The organism is Anaerolinea thermophila (assembly GCF_020723905.1).
Classification (GTDB): domain Bacteria; phylum Chloroflexota; class Anaerolineae; order Anaerolineales; family Anaerolineaceae; genus Anaerolinea; species Anaerolinea thermophila_A.
This window is the reverse complement of record NZ_DYHZ01000005.1, coordinates 226,507-248,702: the sequence shown is the minus strand read 5'-3', so window position 1 is coordinate 248,702 and position 22,196 is coordinate 226,507. Positions and strand designations below refer to the sequence as shown.

The 22,196-nt window shown below is 43.6% G+C and carries 18 protein-coding genes, 1 other RNA gene and 1 pseudogene; 6 read left to right on the top strand and 14 right to left on the bottom strand.

All coding sequences use genetic code 11. The annotated features are described in order from the left end of the window. Nucleotides 1–4: 4 nt before the first annotated feature. The 3 genes from LHF31_RS09605 to LHF31_RS09595 form a co-directional block, all read right to left on the bottom strand. Nucleotides 5–631, bottom strand: coding sequence for a helix-turn-helix domain-containing protein (locus LHF31_RS09605; RefSeq protein WP_303774165.1), 627 nt, complete (start codon nt 629–631; stop codon nt 5–7). A gap of 70 nt (nt 632–701) precedes the next feature. After that, complete coding sequence (purH, locus tag LHF31_RS09600) at nt 702–2,207, bottom strand: bifunctional phosphoribosylaminoimidazolecarboxamide formyltransferase/IMP cyclohydrolase (protein ID WP_298006326.1); 1,506 nt, start codon at nt 2,205–2,207, stop codon at nt 702–704. 61 nt (nt 2,208–2,268) lie between these two features. Further along, the gene (locus tag LHF31_RS09595; RefSeq protein WP_298006330.1) at nt 2,269–3,201 is read right to left on the bottom strand and encodes a magnesium transporter CorA family protein; all 933 of its coding nucleotides are present in this window, start codon (nt 3,199–3,201) and stop codon (nt 2,269–2,271) included. A gap of 80 nt (nt 3,202–3,281) precedes the next feature. Here LHF31_RS09595 and ssrA point away from each other — a divergent pair. Then, nucleotides 3,282–3,670, top strand: a transfer-messenger RNA (tmRNA) gene (gene ssrA / locus LHF31_RS09590). A gap of 14 nt (nt 3,671–3,684) precedes the next feature. On the opposite strand, the gene LHF31_RS09585 is transcribed toward ssrA, so the two are convergent. Together LHF31_RS09585 and ligA are read right to left on the bottom strand one after the other, a co-directional pair. After that, entirely contained in the window at nt 3,685–4,881 is a 1,197-nt protein-coding gene (locus tag LHF31_RS09585; protein ID WP_363324766.1) for a class I SAM-dependent methyltransferase, read from the bottom strand. A 7-nt stretch (nt 4,882–4,888) separates the two neighbouring features. Further along, complete coding sequence (gene ligA / locus LHF31_RS09580; protein ID WP_298006334.1) at nt 4,889–6,919, bottom strand: NAD-dependent DNA ligase LigA; 2,031 nt, start codon at nt 6,917–6,919, stop codon at nt 4,889–4,891. Between the two features lie 85 nt (nt 6,920–7,004). Here ligA and LHF31_RS09575 point away from each other — a divergent pair, with 85 nt between their 5' ends. After that, complete coding sequence (locus tag LHF31_RS09575) at nt 7,005–7,247, top strand: hypothetical protein (protein WP_298006335.1); 243 nt, start codon at nt 7,005–7,007, stop codon at nt 7,245–7,247. Nucleotides 7,248–7,265: 18 nt separating this feature from the next. On the opposite strand, the gene typA is transcribed toward LHF31_RS09575, so the two are convergent. The 4 genes from typA to LHF31_RS09555 all read right to left on the bottom strand — a co-directional run bounded on the left by typA (nt 7,266) and on the right by LHF31_RS09555 (nt 11,983). Beyond that, a complete protein-coding gene (gene typA, locus LHF31_RS09570; protein ID WP_298006338.1) occupies nt 7,266–9,116 on the bottom strand; it encodes a translational GTPase TypA in 1,851 nt (616 codons plus the stop codon). 93 nt (nt 9,117–9,209) lie between these two features. Further along, nucleotides 9,210–10,142, bottom strand: coding sequence for a hypothetical protein (locus tag LHF31_RS09565; RefSeq protein ID WP_303774164.1), 933 nt, complete (start codon nt 10,140–10,142; stop codon nt 9,210–9,212). Beyond that, nucleotides 10,143–10,796 carry a response regulator transcription factor gene (locus tag LHF31_RS09560; RefSeq protein WP_298003414.1) on the bottom strand — a complete coding sequence of 218 codons (654 nt, stop codon included), beginning with the start codon at nt 10,794–10,796 and terminating at the stop codon, nt 10,143–10,145. Between the two features lie 2 nt (nt 10,797–10,798). Continuing rightward, a complete protein-coding gene (locus LHF31_RS09555) occupies nt 10,799–11,983 on the bottom strand; it encodes a sensor histidine kinase (RefSeq protein WP_298003417.1) in 1,185 nt (394 codons plus the stop codon). Nucleotides 11,984–12,035: 52 nt separating this feature from the next. Between LHF31_RS09555 and LHF31_RS14665 the strand changes: the two genes are divergently transcribed. Next, nucleotides 12,036–12,260, top strand: coding sequence for a zinc ribbon domain-containing protein (locus LHF31_RS14665; protein ID WP_363324748.1), 225 nt, complete (start codon nt 12,036–12,038; stop codon nt 12,258–12,260). Between the two features lie 9 nt (nt 12,261–12,269). Continuing rightward, a pseudogene (locus LHF31_RS09550) lies at nt 12,270–12,944 on the top strand (SDR family oxidoreductase); the annotation flags it as partial. 90 nt (nt 12,945–13,034) lie between these two features. On the opposite strand, the gene LHF31_RS09545 reads toward LHF31_RS09550, so the two are convergent. After that, the gene (locus tag LHF31_RS09545) at nt 13,035–13,994 is read right to left on the bottom strand and encodes a COX15/CtaA family protein (RefSeq protein ID WP_303774163.1); all 960 of its coding nucleotides are present in this window, start codon (nt 13,992–13,994) and stop codon (nt 13,035–13,037) included. 124 nt (nt 13,995–14,118) lie between these two features. Between LHF31_RS09545 and LHF31_RS09540 the strand changes: the two genes are divergently transcribed. After that, the gene (locus tag LHF31_RS09540; protein ID WP_298003422.1) at nt 14,119–15,618 is read left to right on the top strand and encodes a B12-binding domain-containing radical SAM protein; all 1,500 of its coding nucleotides are present in this window, start codon (nt 14,119–14,121) and stop codon (nt 15,616–15,618) included. Here LHF31_RS09540 and LHF31_RS09535 read toward each other — a convergent pair. Further along, entirely contained in the window at nt 15,595–16,728 is a 1,134-nt protein-coding gene (locus LHF31_RS09535) for a threonine synthase (RefSeq protein WP_298003425.1), read from the bottom strand. The genes LHF31_RS09540 and LHF31_RS09535 overlap by 24 nt on opposite strands. Nucleotides 16,729–16,775: 47 nt before the next feature. Here LHF31_RS09535 and LHF31_RS09530 point away from each other — a divergent pair, with 47 nt between their 5' ends. After that, entirely contained in the window at nt 16,776–17,384 is a 609-nt protein-coding gene (locus LHF31_RS09530) for an inorganic pyrophosphatase (RefSeq protein WP_298003428.1), read from the top strand. A gap of 22 nt (nt 17,385–17,406) precedes the next feature. Here LHF31_RS09530 and LHF31_RS09525 read toward each other — a convergent pair whose 3' ends face one another. From LHF31_RS09525 to LHF31_RS09515, 3 genes are read right to left on the bottom strand one after another with little or no spacing between them, the layout of a single operon-like run. Next, nucleotides 17,407–17,994, bottom strand: a complete 588-nt coding sequence (locus tag LHF31_RS09525) for an indolepyruvate oxidoreductase subunit beta (RefSeq protein WP_298003431.1) — start codon at nt 17,992–17,994, stop codon at nt 17,407–17,409. A gap of 19 nt (nt 17,995–18,013) precedes the next feature. After that, entirely contained in the window at nt 18,014–19,840 is a 1,827-nt protein-coding gene (gene iorA / locus LHF31_RS09520) for an indolepyruvate ferredoxin oxidoreductase subunit alpha (protein ID WP_298003433.1), read from the bottom strand. Between the two features lie 3 nt (nt 19,841–19,843). Then, entirely contained in the window at nt 19,844–21,943 is a 2,100-nt protein-coding gene (locus tag LHF31_RS09515; RefSeq protein WP_298003436.1) for an acetate--CoA ligase family protein, read from the bottom strand. Nucleotides 21,944–22,196: the final 253 nt, after the last annotated feature.

Sequence of the window (22,196 nt, the reverse complement as noted above, 5' to 3'; positions counted from 1 at the left end):
TTTATCAGGGTTGATTTTCTTCAGGTAAGATTGAGAGATGATACTCTGCTGGGGATTCTTCTTCATGAAAACCACTGATAACAATTAAGGCGTTTACCACAGAGGTACCAGAATTGCGCCAGCGGTGTTTCAAGTTTGCAGAAAAGATCAGACTATCTCCAGATTCAAGTAAATATGATTTACCTTCTACATCGTATTCAAGTTTCCCTCTTAAGCAAAATACCAGTTCATGTCCGCTGTGAACGATATAGTTTGGACCACTATTCCCACCGTTTTCTAAGGTTAATAAAAAGGCTTCTACTTTTCCAATGAAATGCTCTCCGCCCAAACCCTCCATGATTCCCCTCAAGAAAGGAACCCTGGTTCTTTCCCCTGCTTTCCGAAAAACAATCTCTTCTTTCACTGGGAGTGTACGGAAAAAGGCAGTAACCGGAACTTTGAGGGCTGCAGCCAGTTTGTTCAAAGTGCTCACCGATGGTGAGGTCAATCCCCTCTCAATCATACTTAAAGCATTTGCTGATAACCCACTCATACGGGCGAGTGCTCGAATAGATATATCTCTTTCCTCGCGGAGGGTCCTTAATCTTTGCCCCACATCGATTGACTCTGCTTGCCTGTCAAAGTTTTCCATTTTTTGTTCCTTAATGGCTACGCGAAATTATATGTTGATGGAAATTGCAAAATTCCTTTTTGAGGAGTACTTAATGCCTGAAATGTCTAATTCCAGTAAAAACCATGGCTATTCCCGCGCTTTCTGCAGCACGAATCACCTCTTGATCTCTTACTGAACCTCCCGGTTGAATGATTGCTTTAACCCCTGCTCTTGCGGCAATCTCAATTGAATCAGGAAAAGGAAAGAAGGCATCTGAAGCCATTACGGAACCTTCGGCCTTTTTACCCGCATTTTCTATGGCTACGCGAACACTTTGCACTCGATTAGGTTGACCGCCTCCAATTCCAATCGTTGATTTTCCCTTCACCAATACAATCGCATTTGATTTTACGTGCTGGCAGGCTTTCCAGGCAAACCGAAGTGATTCCATTTGTTCAAGCGTGGGGTGTATCGAAGTCACTACACTCCATTGTGTCCCTGCGGGGTCACCATAATCCACATCCTGGTATAGCATTCCCTGAAAAATGGAGCGATACTCCCCATGCTGATCTGCTGCTTTTGGAAAAGCAGGGATTTCCACCAGACGGCAATTCTTTTTCCTGGATAGAATCTTTATTGCTTCTTCGGTAAATTTCGGACATGCAATACACTCAATAAACAAGTCCTTCATTCTAGACGCTGTTTCTTCATCAATTTCCCGGTTGCTGGCAACAATGCCCCCAAACGCAGAAACCGGATCACATTCTAAAGCCATTTGATACGCTTCAGAAATTGCATCTGCACTGGCAATTCCACAGGGAGAAAGATGTTTGATAATGGCTACTGTAGGTTCATCAAAAGAAGAAACCGTCCGCCACGCTGCATCAATATCAAGCAAGTTATTGTAAGATAACTCTTTTCCCTGAAGAACGTTTCCTCCAAAAGGCTTGCTTGCTGGGGTAAATGTATAAAGTAATGCCTTTTGATGAGGATTCTCTCCATATCGAAGTTCTTGAGACACATACAGAGTGAGTATATGCATCTCACTGGAACTTAAAAAACCTGTGATAGCCGCATCATATTGACTGGTCCGCCAGAATGCCTTCCACGCCATAGTCCGGCGAAATTCTTCCGTGTTTTGATGGTTTCTTAAAGCATCAATTACCAGTGGATAATCTTTTGGGTCACTTACAACAAGTACCCGGCTGAAATTTTTGGCTGCTGCTCGAAGTAAAGAAACTCCTCCAATATCAATGTTTTCTACCGCTATAGATAAATCCACATCCTTTTCATGAGATACTTTCTCAAACGGATATAAATTTACAACAACCAGATCAAATTGAACCCAATGATTCTGTGCAAGAACAGCACAGTCTTCCGGGTTATCCCTTGCAAGAATACCTGCAAAAATAGCAGGGTGAAGCGTTTTCACCCTTCCTCCGAGCATTTCCGGCATTCCTGTATATGCTGATAGGTCCTTTACCTCAATACCATTCCTGCTTAACTCTCTTGCCGTTCCCCCCGAAGCCCAAATCGTCCACCCGAGATCAAGAAGAGCACGGGAAAAATTCACCAATCCAGATTTATCTGTCACAGAAATCAATGCGTTCGGCATAACTGTAAATTTTCTCCTTAAAACTTGTTCTTAAGATGATTTACATTCCACTACCAAACGTTTAAAACCAATCTCGTTTTCTAAAGATATTAATAACGATGAAAGAGATGGTAATAAAAATCAGAATAATAAACAAGGCTGCTAACGGATGATCTTGAAAGGGCAGCGCAACATTCATTCCAAAATAACTGGTTACAATGGTGGGAATGCTCAAAACAATAGTAATAGATGCTAAAAATTTCATCACCTCATTCAAATTATTGGAGATCATAGATGCAAAAGCATCCATCATGGAACTCAAGATGTTGCTTGATATTTCGACCATTTCAAGAGCCTGACGATTTTCGGTAATGACGTCTTCCAATAAATCCTCGTCGTCCGGATAGGCCTTGAAAATTTGCCAGCGTTGAAGGCGTTCCATCATTAATTCATTTGCTCTTAAGGCAGTAGTAAAATACACCAGACTCTTCTGATATTTTAGCAACTCCAAAATATCTCGATTTCTGGAAGACAGGGTGATTAAATCTTCCAGTGTATCCACCACCCGGTTAATTTCCTTGAGGTAGAGTAAAAACTTGCTTGCTGTCGAAAGCAAAACCCGCAATGTAAATCTATTTCTCTTTGCTGTGGAAAGCCCCTTAATTCGACCTGAGGAAAATTCTTGCAGGATGTCGTTTTGTAGTTTGCAAATAGTGACTATAAAGCGAGAGGTCAAAACGATCCCTAAAGGGATTGTACGGTATGGTACATCCATTTTTGAGCCTTGAAAATAAGGAATACGCAATAAAACCAGTAAAGTGCCATCATCTTCCTTTTCTGCTCTGGATTGTTCGTCCAGGTCTAAAGCATAGGTAATAAAATCCTGTGGGACACCCAATTCAATCAATTGTTCAATTTCCTCTTGCTCTGGATCAACCACATTGATCCAGCAGCCAGTTACAGCCTCAGAAATTTCTTCTAATCCTGCTTCAGTATTTTTATAAATAACCAGCATAGTTCCTCCAGAGCAGAGATTATGACACAAGGACATTTTAATCCGTTTAGGAAGAAAATGCATTATAATAGTAATGCCTTGGGGATGATCGGCTTCGACGGAAGAGGCTGGTCCCGGACTGCGAGCCGAGAGGTACCGAACTCGTAAAATCAGTACACAAAAAAGTGCCAATCGCACATACTCTGCCCTCCCGCTGGCTGCCTAATTTAGTCAGCGATGGCTCATCACCCTACGGGGTGACGTCTACCAATCCCGCTCCCTGACCGGAGATTGAGTAGGCGTAAGAAAGTCAGGGTGCCGTTCAGGAAGGTCACGGACTGAACGAAAGAGGGCTTTCGGGCCTTAGTGACTGGTCGAGCGCCTTTCCTGCTGATCCTGAGGCCTCGACGAAATAGAGGACCAGCTACGCTCGTAGATGTCCGAGGGTCGAATCTTTCGGACGCGGGTTCAATTCCCGCCATCTCCACTATCCCACAGACTTTATCAGTTTGTGGGATTTTTCATACAAATCAAACCTTTGAGATACTCACCTTCCGGGAAGGTCAAAGAAACCGGATGATCAGGACTTTGATGAAGCCTTTCGATTACTTGCATATCGGCTTTAGCATCGATTGCAGCGCCGGCAACAATTTTTTGGAAAAGTTCGGGAGATATTCCACCCGAACAGGAAAAAGTTGCCAAAATTCCTCCGGGATTAAGTAACTTCATCGCTAATAAGTTGATATCCTTGTATCCTCTTGCTGCTCGCTGTGCCTGAGAAGCCGTGGAAGCAAATTTGGGTGGATCCAGAATTATTACATCAAAAGCACGGCCCTCGTCACGAAACTTACGTAAAGCAAGAAAGACATCTGCTTCAAGGCATTGATTCTTTTCCGTTGGAAGTCCATTTATTTGTAGATTTTCGGTTACCGATAAGAGAGCGGTTTCAGAAGAGTCTATCGAGATAACATGCTTTGCTCCCCCTGCCAGTGCATAGACCGTGAAGCCACCTGTATAACAAAAACAATTCAGAATTTCTTTTCCCGAGCAATATTTTTTCACCTTTTCCCGATTCACCCGTTGATCCAGATAAAAACCGGTTTTTTGCCCTTTTTGAATATCCACAAAAAATTGATAATTGTTCTCTTTTATCAAGACTTTTGACGGTGGATCTTCACCCCATAGTACTCCCGTTGTTTCAATCAAACCTTCCAATCTACGAACATCCACATCCGAGCGTTCATAGATTCCCTTTACATTGAATTCTGATAGTATGGAGATGATTTCCTGCTTCCAATAATTCGCCCCGGCTGATAATAACTGAACCACCATCCAGTCTGCATATCGATCCACCACTAACCCCGGCAAACCATCCGATTCAGCATGCACACAACGAAATGCGTTTGTCTCACTTAAGGGGACCGTTCTCTCTCTCACCAACATCGCATTCTTAATACGATGATAAAAAAATTCAGCGTTAATTTTTTCTTCTTCGTTAAAGGACCACAGGCGAACTCGGATTTGAGAAGCAGGGCTGTATGCCCCCCATGCAAGGAAATTCCCATTTTGATCACATACCGCCACCGTCTCCCCCATCCCGGGATTACCTGAAACCTTCTCAATCGCCCCAGAAAATACCCAGGGATGACGCTGGAGGAGACTCTTTTCTCGACCTGGCTTAAGAAAGATTTTTTTCACAATGGCACCTTTATTTGTTCTTTCGAATAATTTGCTTCAATTCCTCTTCAGAGATGAGTTTCACTCCCAGTTGACGGGCTTTTTCCAGTTTTGAGCCTGGATTTTCTCCGACCAATAAATAAGAGGTGTTTTTCGATACGCTATCGGTCACTTTTGCACCTAAGCTTTCCAGGTACGATTTTATTCCATCCCGAGTGAACTCCTTAAGAGTACCAGTGACCACAAACGTCAATCCGGCAAGTGGTTGTTCTTCTCTGATTTCTGAAGGCTTTTGTTCTGTGGGCCAAACCCCCGCTTCCCGCAACTTCTTCAGGAATTCCTGGTTTACCGGACGACGGAACCAATCCACAATAGATTTTGCAATGTTGGGTCCCACACCCTCAATTTCCATTAACTCTTCAACGGTAGCATTAGAAAGATGCTCCAGATCCTCAAAATGACGGGCAAGTTCCTCAGCCATTACCTCGCCCACACCTCGAATCCCCAGCGCATTAATCAATCTGGATAATGGTCGAGACCGCGAATCCCTGATTGATTGCAGAATATTTTCAGCCTTTTTGTCTGCAAAACCCTCCAGTTTCAAAAGATCTTCTTTTCGCAAAAAATACAGATCTGCCGGGCTATGCACCAAACCACTTTCTACCAGTTGTTCAACAATCTTAATTCCCAGTCCAACAATATCCATGGCACCACGAGAAACAAAATGTTCCAGATTTCGAATAATTTGTGCTGGACAGGTTACATTGACGCAATACCAAGCCACTTCTCCTTCAACATGAGAAACGGGTTGACCACAGGCCGGACATACTTCAGGGGGCGTAAATACCTTTTCCTCTCCGGTACGCATTTCTACGATTGGCCCGATCACGTACGGAATAACATCGCCTGCTCTCTTGACCATTACATGGTCGCCAATCCGTATATCTTTTTCGCGTATGAAATCAAAGTTGTGAAGAGTTGCCTGTTTTACCACCACCCCACCAATTTCGACTGGCTCCAAAATCGCGTATGGTGTAAGCACACCTGTTCTGCCTACATTGACCCCGATATCCAGAAGTCTGGTAGTGACTTCTCTGGCAGGGAATTTAAACGCCAATGCACCTCTGGGATCCTTCCCCACATACCCCAACGAGGAAGCAAGTTCAAGATTATTCACCTTAATTACCACCCCATCGGCTTCATAAGGAAGGGCATCTCTCTTTTCCAGCCAGGTATCCAGTTCATTAAGCACATCTTCTATGGAACGGCAATACTTGATTTCTCTGGCAACTGGGAAGCCCCAGGATTTCAAGGTCTGTAAAAGGTCCCATTGCGTCTGAGGAAGAGGAGCACTCGAAGCCACAATAGAATAGACATAAATATTGATTGGACGAGATGCCGTTAAAGAAGGGTCCAGTTGCCGTAAAGAACCAGCCGCTGTATTCCGGGGATTTAAGTATGGCTTCTCTCCACTCTGTGCCAGTCTTTTATTCAATTCCTCAAAATCTTTTAGGAATATAAAGGCTTCACCGCGCACAACCAGCCAATCAGGCACAGCAGGGCTATCCGGATTAACAGGAATCACCAGTGGAAGGCTTCTGATTGTTCTCAAATTTGCGGTGATATCTTCCCCAACTTCACCATCTCCACGAGTAGCACCTTGAGTAAACACTCCATTCTGATAATTAAGAACCACCGTCAAACCGTCAATTTTCGGCTCAAGGACAAAATCTGCATCTGCAACACGAGGATCCAATTTGCGAATCCGTTCAATCCATGCCAGAACATCGGCTTTTGTAAACCCGTTTGCCAGGCTGAGAATGGGAGATGGGTGGCGCACTTTATTAAATTTTTCCAAGGGCATTCCCCCGACTCTCTGGCTGGGAGAATCCGGTGTAACCCATTCAGGATGGGAAAACTCGATCTGTTTCAACCGCAAAACCAAACGATCATATTCAGCATCACTGATAACAGGGGCGTCCAGGACAAAATATCGGTAGTTATGATAATGAATTTGTTTCTTTAAGTTTTCGTATTCTTGAAACAAAGGGTCCTGTTGCATTTTTTACCCTCCACTGGTATCTTTTTCCCCACTCATTTTATCAGACATCAAAAAGTTGATTTCAAGATTCTGGTAAAATTTATTCATGGCGCTTATTGAACACCTGCTGAATTCAATACGTAGTTTTCTGGGGAATTTTTTATTTCTTAAACCCACCCCTACATTTGAGAACCCCTTTGTCGGCGAAGAAACCAGCATTCACCCACCGCTAGGTTGGACACTTGCTGGATTCCTTCTAATCCTGTTGATTTCTATGCTTTATGCTGAAATTAAGCGAGCAATACAACAAAAAATTTTAAAACGAAAGAAAAAATCATCGGGAGGTTAATAACCTCCCGATTGCATCTCAATCAAACAGTTCTTTATCTCTCTTGGCTTGTTTTCCGCGTTCTTCAGTATCCAAAATCTTCTTACGTATTCGAAAATTTAACGGGGTAACTTCAAGCAATTCATCATCTGCCAGAAATTCAATCGCCTCATCCAGACTCATAACTCGTGGTGGAGTAAGCCGTACTTCTATATCTTTATTTGAGGATCGCATATTGGTCAGATGCTTTTTCTTACAGACATTCACCACAACCTCAGACCCTCTTTGTGTTTCTCCAACCACCATACCTTCATACACCGGAACGCCAGGCCCAACGAATAAGGTGCCTCGTTCTTCGGCATTTTTTAGTCCGTAATTTGTGGTCACTCCAGTTTCCCACGCCACAATCGAATTTGTCGTGCGGGATGGAATAGGGCCAGCCAGTTCTTCATACCCATGGAAGAGCGTGTTCATCACCCCCATTCCCTTTGTGGCAGTCAGAAATTGATATCTGAAGCCAAGGAGTCCTCTTGTTGGGATAAGATAGGTAAGGTGAACTGAATTGTCAGAGTTATCCGACATATCAATCATCTTTCCACGCCGCGCCCCAAGCATCTCAACTACTGTACCTACCGTCTCCGGACTGGTATCAATGTGCAATTCCTCATAAGGTTCGAGCGTTTCCCCATTTGGGCCCTGGCGGAAAATGACTTCAGGACGAGACACCTGAAATTCATAGCCTTCTCTACGCATGGTTTCGATTAAGATTGCCAGTTGCAACTCTCCTCTTCCCGAAACCAGGAAAGCATCTGAAGTATCTGTTTCTTCTACTCGAAGAGCAACATTATTGCGGGCTTCTTCAAACAACCGTTCTCTCAACTTTCGTGAAGTCCCCCATTTTCCTTCCTTCCCAGCGAAAGGTGAAGTGTTTACTCCGAATGTCATTCGAACGGTTGGCTCTTCTACTTCAATCGGGGGAAGAGGAATGGGGTTATTGGGATCGGCAAGGGTTTCTCCAATTTCAATATTTTCCAACCCGGAAATCACAACAATATCCCCTGCTTCTGCTCGTGAAACTTCACGTTTTTCCAAACCTTGATAGACAAATAAATAGCGTGCCTTTTCAGGAACAATTTCCCCATTTCGTTTGATACGAGCAATTGATTGCCCGGCATTGATATTGCCGGCGTTTATTCTCCCAATCGCACTCATCCCACGATATTCATCATAGAAAAGATTTGTCACCAATAACTGGAATGGGGCTTCATTATCCACCTTTGGACCCGGGATATGTTCCAAAATTGCATCAAAAAGTGGACGGAGATCAGGACTCATTTCCGGTGTTAAACCCGCCTGTCCCGTTAATCCATTGGCATAAATGACTGGAAATTCAGCCTGTTCTTCCGAAGCCCCTAATTCGATAAACAGATCAAAGGTTTGATTAAGTGCTCGATCCGGCTCAGCATCCTTCCGATCCATTTTATTGATTACAACAATGGCGCGGTGTCCCATTTCTAAAGCCTTTTTCAAAACAAATCTTGTCTGGGGCATGGGACCCTCGGCGGCGTCTACCAGAAGCAGCACCCCATCAACCATGTTCATCACCCGTTCAACTTCACCGCCAAAGTCAGCATGACCTGGGGTATCTACAATGTTAATTTTTACCAGTTTGCCATTCTTGTCTGGAATTTCTACGGCGGTATGCTTTGCTAAGATAGTGATTCCTCGTTCTCTCTCCAAAGCATTTGAATCGAGAACCCTTTCCATAACAAACTGATTTTCTCGAAAAACCCTTGCCTGGCGAAGCAATCCATCCACTAAAGTGGTTTTCCCATGATCAACATGAGCAATAATCGCAATATTTCTGATATCATCTCTACTAACCAACATACAACCTTCCTGTACACACAAGACACCCCGGCACTGTTTCCGGGGCGCACTAATCTTACCAGAGATTTTCGGTATTACAAGAGGGAAAATATTTTAAGAATGCATTCCCTTTCGTATTAAAAATAAATACAAACCAATAGCAACGAATAGTACCGCACTGGTGTTCCCAATAAAGAACGCTGCGTTGTCAGGATCCCCCCCGATAAATAATCCTAAACCCACAATTCCAATGACCCCTGCAGGGATGAGAGGCCACCAGATCAGGCGGCTACACCACAGACGGGAAAGAAACGAGATAACCGCCCATCCCACCGCAAACCAAACAAGCAATATCCCCACTCTGCTCACAACAGGAGATTTTATAGCCATATCAAAGGCAAAATAAGTGCCCACTCCCAACGAACTCAACAAACACCCTGGAATGATTAACCCCAATAACCGAAGATATCCACCCGATAGAATAAAAGCAATGCCCAAAAAGAGACCAAGCCAAAAAATGAAATCCGTCCATTGTAAGGATGTAAATAAAAGAACAATAGTCCCACCACCTAACACCGCTGCAGGGAAAAGACTCCACCAGAAAACACGTCTGAATCGGGCAAAAACCATTACCGGTGAAATTAAAAACCCGATCGAAAGTACACCAGAACTAATCCCCCATGTTTGAAGAAACGCAGGATCCGAAACCAGCAAAATACTGATCGCAACTCCTGTTGCTACAATCAGACTACCTAAATACACATATACAGGTATCTCAAATCGCCAGCCTCCAGTAAAAAAGATCACCCCCATACTCAGTATAGCAATTCCCCAAAAAACGGGGATATGAAAGATTTGCGCAACCAAAGCCATCAATCCAAGCACAAGGAATCCTGCGCCATTTATCTTTTCCCAAACTGGACGGTTGGAAATTTCTGCTCTTACCTGATCTTTAAATTCACTCATCATAAACCATAAACTCATAAATAGAGCATATTGAATATTCAGCGATTTCAAATGTGCCTGAAGTAATACTTTATGACACATTTATCGTAAGATGCCCACTTCTCTGGCACGGATAACTGCCTGCAGACGATCTTTAGCCCCTAATTTGCTCAAAATACTGGATAGATGATTCTTGACAGTGCCTTCAGTAATGACCAGTTGTTCAGCAATTTCTCGATTGCTTTTGCCTTCTGCCACCAGAAAGAGCACCTCAATTTCCCGTGGCGATAATGGTTCAGCCAGATCGGACACTTTTGTACCAGGGGATTTTGGGGAACGAGCAAATTCTGCTACCACCTTTGCCGTAATGGAAGGCTGAAGGAAATACTCTCCCCGATACGCCGCGCGAACAGCCTCAAACAAATTTTCGGACGAAACATCTTTCAGTAAATAACCAATGGCTCCTGCTCTCAGCCCGTCAAACACCAGATCATCATCATCAAAAGTAGTAAGGATAATCACCCTTACATCAGGATACAACTCGCGAATTCTCCTGGTGGCTTGGACACCATCCAGTACAGGCATCCTTAAGTCCATCAAGACAACGTGAGGACGATGACTGGCGATGAACCGTAAAGCTTCCTCCCCGTTAGAGGCTTCTCCAGTCACCTCAAAATCTTTCTGGGCAGAAAGCAATGTTCTCAACCCTTCACGAAACAAGGATTGATCGTCAACAATCAAGACTCGAATAGCCATTTTTACCCCGGAAGGACAATTTTTATGGAAAAGCCAGCCCCAGGGGCCGTTGAGATTTCCATTTTACCTTTTAGCAAAGCAACACGTTCTTGCATTCCAATAATACCAAATCCTCCCTTTAAACACTCTCCATCTACTCCGACTCCATTATCATAAATTTCCAGGACAATACAATCTGGTTGAAAGTCCAAAACCAATTGATAGATAGTCGCCCGGGAATGTTTCAGAGTGTTACTGATGCTTTCTTGAACAAGGCGAATCAATGCTGCTTTTAATTCCTGATCAATTTTTCGAGATGTCCCCTTAACCTCCATCCTGGTTTGAATCCCCGAATGCTCGCATTCTTGAAGCAAATCTCTGATAACTTCTTCAATATTTTTTATTGGCAAACCCGGATCCCTCAGTGCCCTCACAGATTGCCGAATATCCAGCAAGGCTTTGTGTGTTACACCTTCTGCTTTTGACAATAATTGATGGGCAGATTCAAGATCAGTATCCATAACTGCTTTTATGGCTTTAATTTGCATATTTAACGTTGTCAGGTAATGCCCTAACCCATCATGGATTTCTCTCGCTAAGCGGTTACGTTCTTTTACAACCGCTAACTCTTCCGCCTGGAGAGCAAATTCTCTTAATCGCTCATTGGCTTCCTTGAGTTGTACAACCAGCGTTTCAATTTCCCGACGAGCATTCTCCTCATTCAACATCATTTGAGTAAAAACGAGGATAAAAACCTGCCCTGCTCCAAAAACAGGAAGACTGGACCATACTACATCCCATGAGGAGGTGATGATATGAACAATTAATCCATAGGATATAGCAATCAGAAAATTAATGCCGTATTTCCACAAATCTGGAAGCAAAAAAACACTATGGCCAACTAAGGGCAACAAAATGATGGCGTTAAAACCTGCCTGCCTTGAAAAAATGATGGATGCAGAGCCAAGAACAATCTGAACACCAAAGTAAACCAATCTCACTAAAAGTCGGGAGTCTTTTGCGGCGCGGGCATAACCATATACCCCCATGGTCAAATAGGCAATACCCAATAAAATCATCAGGATAAGCCATTCAAAAGACAAATCGCGAACCAGGGTGAATGTAGTAAAATATCCTGCCAGGACCATCACAGCAAATGCAAGGTCTACTCCTGTCCCGGTTCTGACGAATGGGGTTTCCGTTTTCATCACGGGTTATTATAATGGGGAATGATTGTTTGTATTCAAGGAGAGAATAGCCATGCCTTTGTACGAATATCAATGTAAAGATTGTGGAAAACGATTTGATGCTCTCCGATCTTTGAAGGAGGCAGACAATCCCATTTCATGTAAGTACTGTCAAAGTCAAAACACAAACAGAGTATTATCAGTATTTTTTGCGCAATCGGACGGTCGTCAGGTTACAGGGTCTTCCGGATGCAGTAACTGCGGTGGCGGTTCGTGTTCTTCTTGTGGTCACCATTAAGTTTCCAGTATGGACACAAAAACAAATAAAAGTCATTTTGTTTTAATAACAGGCGGATCAAGTGGAATTGGGCTTGCGTTGGCAAAGGCATTCGCCCAACAGGGTTCTAACCTCGTGATCGTTGGTAGAAACCAAGAAAAATTAAACCAGGCAGTCAATGAAATTTCAAAAAAATGTATTTCTACCAGCCAAACTATTAACCCCATCCAGGCAGATGTCAGTCAGTATGAGGTTTACATTCCTTTGCTTGAACAAGCGATAGAGTCTTTCGGAGTTCCAGATATTGTCGTCAATTCGGCTGGAATTACAAAGCCGGCGTTTTTTAATGACATCAGCATGGAGGAATTTGAAAAAATTGCTCGCGTTAATTATTTGGGGACTGTAGCCACTATTAAAGCAGTACTCCCTCACATGTTGAAACGAAAATCGGGATATATTGTAAACATTTCATCTGTTGCCGGTTTCATTGGAACACCCGGATATACGGCATATGGAGCCAGCAAATTCGCCATTAAAGGCTTATCGGATGCTCTAAGGCTCGAATTGAAGAACACCGGCGTTAATATCTCGATTGTTTATCCTCCAGATACTGAGACCCCCATGCTGGAAGAAGAAAATAAAATCAAGCCGCCGGTGGTCAAAGCAATTTCCGAGGCAGCAGCCCCGGTAAGCCCAGAAGAGGTTGCCAAAGCCATTATTCAAGGTATTGGAAAGAAACGCTATGTCATCACCCCAGGGAAAGACACTGCGCTTTTGCACTTCCTGGCAGGTTTTTTAGGTTGGGGTCCCGTTTATCCAATTATGGATTGGACGCTCCGTGATGCGGAGAGAAAAGTCGCTTCCAACCCAGCAAAATATTCCCACGATAACGTATCCAATCCAGATCAGAGTGGTTAACAGCAAGTGAATCAGTTGTATCCCTACAGGAGCAAGGGTAATCACATTGACAATCCCTAAGAGCCATTGCCCGATAATTAAAGCAATGACACCATAACCGATCTTTGTAAATTGAGCGCTTCGGAAAGATTTAATTAGAAACCGAATCAAAATAATTACATATCCTCCAACGATTATGGCAATCGCAGGATGAAAAACTCTTAACCTGATCAAAAAATGGGCTAAAGGATCAAAATCCATCATAATTCCTTCCATTAACGAACTGGAAGGGAATAATGTATCGCCAAGTGCAGCAATTGCCCCAGAGGCTCCCAGTGCCAGCATGCCCAGTGCCCCAACAAGCCATCCTCCCCTTTTTTTGTAATTTTTCTCACTCATTGTGGTATGAAAAGTTGCAAACCAGGCAACACATGTCAGACTTGCCAGCAATAAGAATGTGTTCACCAGATGAGCCATCATAGAAATGGCTCTGCCAACCGATGCATTATCTCCCACCAAGCCAAAAAGAACCAAGCCAGCCCCAATCAGTGACTCAGTAAAAATGAAAAACATAGAAGCAAGGACAGCATAACGTAAGTTTTTCTCTTGCCAGACATTTCTCCAAACCCAAAACACCAACATCAAAATGAAAATTACCGAAATTCCGCTAGTCAAGCGGTGGGTCCACTCAATTAACGTCTCAACCTGAGGAGCGCGAGGGACAACTTCCCCATTGCAAAGAGGCCAATGCGAACCACAACCAGCACCTGAGCCTGTTGCTCGCACAAAAGCCCCAAACACAATGACTAACACATTGTAAAAAAGAACCCCCCATGCAAATCGTTGAAATTTCCGCATTATTCCTCCAGAAAACAGGTAATATGACATACCTACCCGCATATATTACCTCAAATGCTACTTCTTTCACCAGTATAAAAGGTGTTACAGAGTTAACCTGATAGGGAGAAAAGGAGAAGATTATATGAATGCCTTGCTGGTGTATCCAGAGTTTCCTGAAACTTTTTGGAGTTTCAAACACGCATTGAAATTCATTCATAAAAAAGCCTCATCCCCTCCTTTAGGTCTGGCCACAATAGCGGCTTTATTGCCTTCAGACTGGAAAATCCGAATACTGGATTTAAACATTTCCCCCCTAACCATACAGGACATTCAATGGGCAGATATTGTCATGGTCAGCGCCATGGTGGTGCAAAAGAAATCTGCCCACGAGGTCATTCAACGTTGTAAAAATCTCGGGAAAATCATTGTTGCAGGTGGACCTCTCTTCCTCGGAGAATGGCAACAATTTCCTCTGGTAGATCATTTTGTTTTAAACGAAGGAGAAATTACCCTGCCTCTTTTTTTGGAAGATTTTCTTTCCGGAAATGCCAGGCGAATTTATCAAACAGCCGACTTTGCAGAAATGGCATTATCTCCTGTACCCAAATGGGAATTAATTGAACTCAAAGCGTACGACTCTCTCAGTATCCAGTATTCGAGAGGATGTCCATTCAATTGCGAATTTTGCAATGTAACAGCCATGCTGGGGCACAAACCCAGGACAAAAAGTGCCTCACAAATACTTGCAGAACTGGACAAAATGTACGAACTGGGATGGCGAAGGAACATTTTTTTTGTGGACGACAATTTTATTGGAAATCGAAAACACCTTAAAGAAGAAATCCTTCCAGCATTGATTCAATGGCGTAAGGACAAAAAGGGTTGCCATTTCATTACCGAGGCATCCATAAACCTTGCCGACGACCCGGAATTAATGAATTTAATGCGAGAGGCAGGATTTGTTTCTGTTTTCGTTGGTATCGAGACACCCGTAGAAGATAGTCTAAACGAGTGTAATAAAAAACAGAACCTGAAGAGAGATTTGCTTACAGCCATTCATACGCTTCAGAAAAACGGGCTTCAGGTGATGGGAGGATTCATTGTAGGATTTGATAACGACCCTCCTAATATTTTCCAAAAGCAAATTGAGTTCATTCAGAAAAGCGGAATCGTCACAGCGATGGTGGGATTACTACAGGCCCCTTATGGCACAAAACTTTATGAACGCATGGAAAAGCAAGGCAGAATCGTCAAGGATCTCTCCGGTGACAATACTAACGGCACGACGAATATTATTCCCAAAATGGGACTGAATGCACTTCAATCTGGATACCGGAGTCTTCTGGAAGAATTGTATAAACCTGAAGGGTTTTATATGCGAGTACGAACGTTTCTGGAAAACTATAGTCTTCCCGAAGCAGGTTCCACTCAAATTCATCTAGAAGAAATCCTTGCATTCTTTCGATCTATTTGGGAACTGGGTATTATGGGAAAAGAGCGGAAAGAATTCTGGAAGTTGTTTTTCTGGACATTGCTAAAATATCCCCGAAAATTCCCTCTCGCCATTACTTTCTCAATTTACGGGTATCATTTCCGTCAGATTTTCGAGAAAAACGTATTACAAGACCAATCCATGATCTAACAGGCTCTGAATTTTCTCTGGAGATTTCAACCCATGGCCGGTGAATGCAGTAAGGACTGTTTCGGATTGACCGTATTCTCTGAAGTACCTCAAAGCGCCTGCTAACCCGACTATGCCCGTTGGTTCTACAAAGAAACCATGATTCACCGCTATCTGCAATGCCCCAACGATCTCCTCCTCTTCGACTGTAATGATTAATCCATTGGTTTCATGAACTGCCTCAAGAATTTGCTTTCCTCGAACTGGCTTTACAATGGCTATCCCTTCTGCAATTGTTGGTCCTTTTATAATCTCTTCCGAAACCATGTGTTCATCCCAGTGAAATAGTGGAGCACAACGACTGGCTTGCACCCCAACCAGGCGAGGAATTTTTTGAATCAACCCCATGCTTAATAATTCCCAAAATCCAAAATATGCTCCTAAGAACAATGTCCCATTTCCAACCGGTAAAATAATCACATCGGGAACATTTCCTTCCGTTTGTTCCCAAATTTCATAGGCAAAAGTTTTTGTCCCCTGGAAAAAGAACGGATTCCATGAATGACTGGCATAATAAGCGGTTTGAGCCGCTTCCCAGGCCGCTCGAGCAGTATCTTCCCTGGTCCCATCAACCTTGACAATCCTGGCACCATAAGAAGCAATTTGCATGAGTTTTGCGGGAGAAGTAGATGAGGGAACGTAAATTGAACATTCTACCTTTGCCCTTGCACAATACGCTGCAATGGCGCAACCTGCATTTCCTGAAGAGTCTTCTACGACAGAATCAATGCCCAGGGCTTTAATGGCAGAAACCATCACAGCCGCTCCCCGATCTTTATATGATCCTGTAGGGAATAATTGTTCTTGTTTTATCAATATGTCATAATTTTTATCAGAGAAGTGGGTAATCGGTGTTAACCCTTCTCCAAGAGTAACAATGCACTCGTTATCAGGAAGGGGTATCAAAGGCAGATACCTCCACAAACCTGGCAATTTCGATGTCTTCCATTGATTTTTGTCAGTCAGTTCCATGGAAATATCGAGCATTCCACCGCAATTACATTTCCAAATAGGGAAGTCAAGAGGAAATTTCGTTTTACACTGACCACATATCAAAACCGGTTTCATCATAACTCCTGGAACAGTTATAATATAGAAAACTGGCAAGGAGGAACATTGTGACTTTTCCAAAACCATTTTACCGCTGGCGTCCTCATCCCTGGCATGGACTTGAAATTGGGCCAAACCCTCCCCAGATTGTTCATGCTTATATTGAAATTACCCCTTTTGACCTGGTTAAATACGAGGTTGATAAGGTCACAGGGTACCTTCGGGTGGATCGCCCACAACGTTCCTCCTCACAGCCACCTACTCTATATGGGTTTATTCCACGAACCTACTGTGGCACTACAGTTGGATCTATTTTTCCCAATAAATATAAAGGCGATGGTGACCCTCTGGATATTTGCGTCATCAGCGAACGCCCTATTACCAAATCAGAGGTCGTCTTGAACGCTCGGGTGGTTGGTGGCTTGCGCATGATTGATAATGATGAAGCCGACGATAAAATCATTGCCATTCTTGCAAATGACAGTTATTGGGAAAACGTTAATGACATTTCACAATTACCACCGGTCCTTGTTGAAAGATTGAGACATTATTTCAGTACGTATAAACTTGTTCCCGGCAAAGAAAACTTAACTTACATTGAAGACGTTTACAACAACGAAAAAGCCATGCAAATCGTCCAGGCAGCCATTGAAGATTACACACAAATGTATGGCTGAACCACTTTGACCCTTATCCCTGTTATTCTGGTTGCCACTCAAAACCTGCTGTTAACGCCTGGAGATTCAGCTCCCGGTACTGGGGCTGAATCACTTTTTCTAAGGCTTTAATTCCGTACTCAAAATCGATTTCTAACGTCTTTAATACCGCCCCGATCATAACACTGTTGGCAACCCGGATATTGCCAATTTTTTCTGCAATTTCATTGGCTGGAATCCAGAGAATCATTGACGCACGCTGTCTGAGAGCATTTTCAATGACAGTGTCTCCCGGATAAACCTGTTTTCCGGAGGATACTGTTATTGGTTCAATTTTATGACAATTGATAAACACTCGTCCAGATAGTTTCAACAAAGGCAAATATCGAAGGGCTTCCAGTTTTTCAAAGGCAATTAAGGTGTCCGCTTCACCCTGTCCAATTACAGGAGAATAAACAGGATTACCCCAAACCACATTGGAAACCACACTTCCACCTCGTTGGGACATACCATGAATCTCTGCTTTTTTCACATCCAGCCCCAGAAGCAAACCAATTTCTGCGAGTAGATTACTCGCCAGAATCGTCCCCTGGCCGCCAACCCCAACCAGTACAAACCGGTGATTTTCCATGCTTGTGCACCTTTTTCTATTAGACTTCTGCTTTTGGAAGAACCTGATTCCGGAATAAGATAGCATCCCTTGGACAAACCTGAGCACAAATTTCACAACCTGTGCATAAAGCAGGATCAATAACTGCCAGGGGACGCTGGTATTGAGGATCCAATTTTTCAGACTTTGAAATAGCAGGGCATCCTACCCGAAAACACATGGTGCAACCATTACATTTTTCCTCAATAACCTCTAAAGGTACATATTTCATTCTGGCTTCAGGCAATAAAGCGCATTCTTCACGGGTGATTAGCACTGCCGGTTCAGTCATTTTCATCCATTCCTTTAAAGTTTTTTCGATGTTCTCAACATCATAGCCATTCACAGTTTTTACATGGGTAAAACCAAGCGCCTTAACTACCTTCTCAATATCTACTTCAACCGTCTCTTTTCCCTGTAAGGTTTTTCCCGTACCGGGATTATCTTGATGCCCGGTCATACCCGTAACCCGATTATCCATGATAATGGTGATCACGTTACTGCGGTTGTAAAGCACATTGATAAGTGCCGGAATGCCTGTATGGAAAAAAGTCGAATCCCCAACGACTGCCACATGCCGTTCCTGATCGCCCGCTACAGCAGCCCCATGGGCAACTCCTATACTTGCTCCCATGCAACCACAGGTATGAATCGCGTTTAGCGGCTCGGTAAGCCCCAGGGTATAACAACCAATATCCCCATTGACAGGAACTTTTAATTTGCTCAAAACAAAAAAAGCCCCTCTGTGAGGACAACCGGGACACAATACGGGAGGACGTTGAGGCAATTCCACACCAGAGATTTGGAAACCTTCATGGTCATGAATATCTTGAATCAATCCTGCCTCAATAGCAGAAACGCGGACAATTTGTGCATTCAATTCTCCAACGACCGGAAAAATACTCTTCGACGAATCCAAGTCCTGATTTCCGCGATATACATCAATCCCCAATAAACGCACCTGATGCTCAATAAAAGGATCCAGTTCTTCCAATACAATTAATCGCTCCACCATAGACGCAAATTGTTTAATCATCTTGGAAGGTACTGGATAAACCATACCCAACTTCAAGATGCTGGCATCTGGAAAGACTTCTCTGGCATACTGGTAAGCAATCCCACCGGTGATGATTCCCAACCTGGGAGATCGCATCTCCATTCGATTGTGGGGAAAGGTTTCTGCATACTGAGAGACTTCCTGAATACGGTGCTCAATTACACCATGCCGCCGGCGCGCATTTGCCGGAACCATGACGTATTTTGCAATATTCCGGGGGTATTTGATACGTTCTGAAGGGGTAAAACGCTGTTCTGTTATTTCTACTGTGGTGCTGGTATGGCAAACTCGGGTAGTCAATCTCAACAAAACCGGGGTATCAAATTGCTCACTCAAGTTGAATGCAGAAATAGTAAAATCATGCGCCTCCTGGCTATCTGCAGGGTCTAAACACGGAATGCGAGCAAATTTAGCGTACTGACGATTATCCTGTTCATTTTGAGAAGAATGCATGGAGGGATCGTCCGCAGAGACAATGACTAACCCCGCTTCAATCCCCGTCATCGCAGCATAAAAAAGGGAATCTGCAGCCACGTTCAAACCAACATGTTTCATGGTCGCAAAGGCTCTGCGCCCGGCATAAGCCGCACCGATGGCTACATCCAGAGCAACTTTCTCGTTCGGAGCCCATTCCGCATATACACCAGGATACAGAGCAAAAGTCTCCAGAATCTCTGTACTGGGAGTGCCTGGATAACCTGACCCCACAACTGCCCCTGCAGTCCAAGCCCCCCTTGCCACTGCTTCATTACCGGATAATAATCGCTTCATTTGCTACTCCTTAGCCAGCACGATTCGCCCGTCCAATGCCAGAACACCATGCCCTTTCGGTAAAACCAGACAGGGATTAATTTCTACTTCTGCTATTTGCGGAAAATCTAAAGCCAATTGTCCCAACTTTTGAATACAACTGACGATCGAATCTACATCGAATTCAGGAAGATTGCGATATCCCTGGAGCAGTTTCCCTGATTTTGTTTCAAAAATCATATCTTTAGCATCCTGTAAATCCATGGGAGCAACCCGAAAGGCTACATCTTGAAACACCTCAACAAAAATACCTCCAAAGCCAAACATCATCAAAGGACCAAATACTGGATCACGCTTCATTCCAATAATAATCTCCTGTCCTTTGGGAGCCATTTTTTCAATCAGAACACCCATAATTTGGGCTTCAGGACATTTCTTTCTTACATCTTCCATCATACTGGAAAATGCGCTTTCCAGTTCCGCTACACTGTTAATACCTACACGAATTCCCCCAACATCAGATTTGTGCAGGATTTGAGGAGAAACAACTTTGATGACAACGGAAGGTCCAATCTGCCGATACAACAACTTCGCTTCTTCCAATGAGGCAGCGAAACCACCTTCCACAACGGGAATCCCATAAGCCTCAAGAACTGGCCGAGTATCTATCTCCCCAATGGATAAAAGATCTCTATAACTTTCTAAAATTTTTTCTACGACTTTCTGATCCCGGGAGATTTCTATGTTCACTTTTTTACCGGACTTTTCGATCCATTGAGAATAAAACCTCATGGAAGCCAACACCCGTCCTATAGAATCGGGAAAGGTAAACATCGGAATACCGTTTCCATGCAGGACACGACGAGCTTCCTGCACAGCCTCATCCCCCATGAAGCAGCAAAGGACTGGTTTGTTTACCCCTCTGCTGGCATTGACAATAGCCTCTGCCACTTTTTCAGCCTTTATCAAAGCCTGTGGAACCAGGATCGGTATTAGAATATCGACATTTGGGTCTCCAGCAATCTCTCGAAATGACCGCTCATAATCTTCGGGTTCTGCACCTCCCAGCATATCCACCGGATTTGCCACCTGAGCGCTGGGATTCAGGAATTTCCGCAAATTATTCTGCGTCTCTTGAGCCAGAGTCGCCAGAGCGAACCCATGCAGTCCCAGACTATCAGAGGCTAATGCCGCAGGACCTCCGGAATTTGTGAGAATCACTGCACGGTTTCCCCGAGGTAACATCTGACAGGTAAGCGCATGGGCAATATCAAAGAGGTCAATCACAGTGTCAACTTCAATGACGCCAGATTGCTTAAAGGCCGTTTTGTATGCTGTGATCGCGCCTGCAATGGAACCTGTATGGGATGAGACTGCTTTTGCACCAGCCTGAGTTTTTCCTGCTTTTAACAGGACAACAGGCTTGGTTTTTCCCACCTCTTCACATACTCTCATGAAACGGGCTCCGTCCTTAATGGCTTCTACATAAAGGGCGATTACTCGCGTGTCCGGATCTTCTGCCAGGTATTCAATCATATCTGTTTCTGTGACATCCGCTTCATTCCCTAAACTGACAAAGTTGGAGAAGCCAATGTGTTTTCCTCTCACATAGTCCACAATCCCCCCGCAGATGGCACCGGACTGAGAAAGGAATCCTATATGCCCTTTCTCAGGAACTCCATGAATGAAGGTAGTATTTAAACCTGAGTACAAATCCATCGTTCCCACACAATTGGGACCAACCAAACGCATCCCATACTTGCCGGCAATTTCCAAGCACTGCCTTTCTAACTTTTCCCCTTCCGGACCAATTTCACGAAATCCGCCAGAGATAATCGTAACCGCTTTTATCCCCCGCTGACCGCACGCCTCAACAACGGAAGGCGTCAAGTGAGACGCTACAACAGAGACTGCCAAATCAACAGGATCAGGAACACTGTGAATATCCGGGTAGCAAGTTAACCCTAAAATCTCACTGGCATTTGGGTTTACAGGATAGATTTTTCCCTGATAGCCATATTGAAGCAAATTTCTGAATATCCCAAAACTGAGTTTCGTTGGATTAGAAGACGCTCCAATAATTGCCACGCCTTGGGGTTTAAAAAAAGGAAGAAGGGGATGCATAATTCTCCTCTTAAAAGGGTGATTTGTCTATTTTATACAGGTTTCTATTCTTCAAGTCTATTCGTCTTCATCACTTCCTGAATAGTAAAGTGTCATATTGAGCATGAACTTCAATCCTTCAAAGGGAGTATTATCGCTGTAGTTCATAGCCGATAATTAATTGAAGGTTTTTTTTAGAATTTTGAAGTAAAAGCAGGGAGTAAAAAAAACCTGCATGTTATAATAATAAAAATCTACCACAGACGAATGTTTT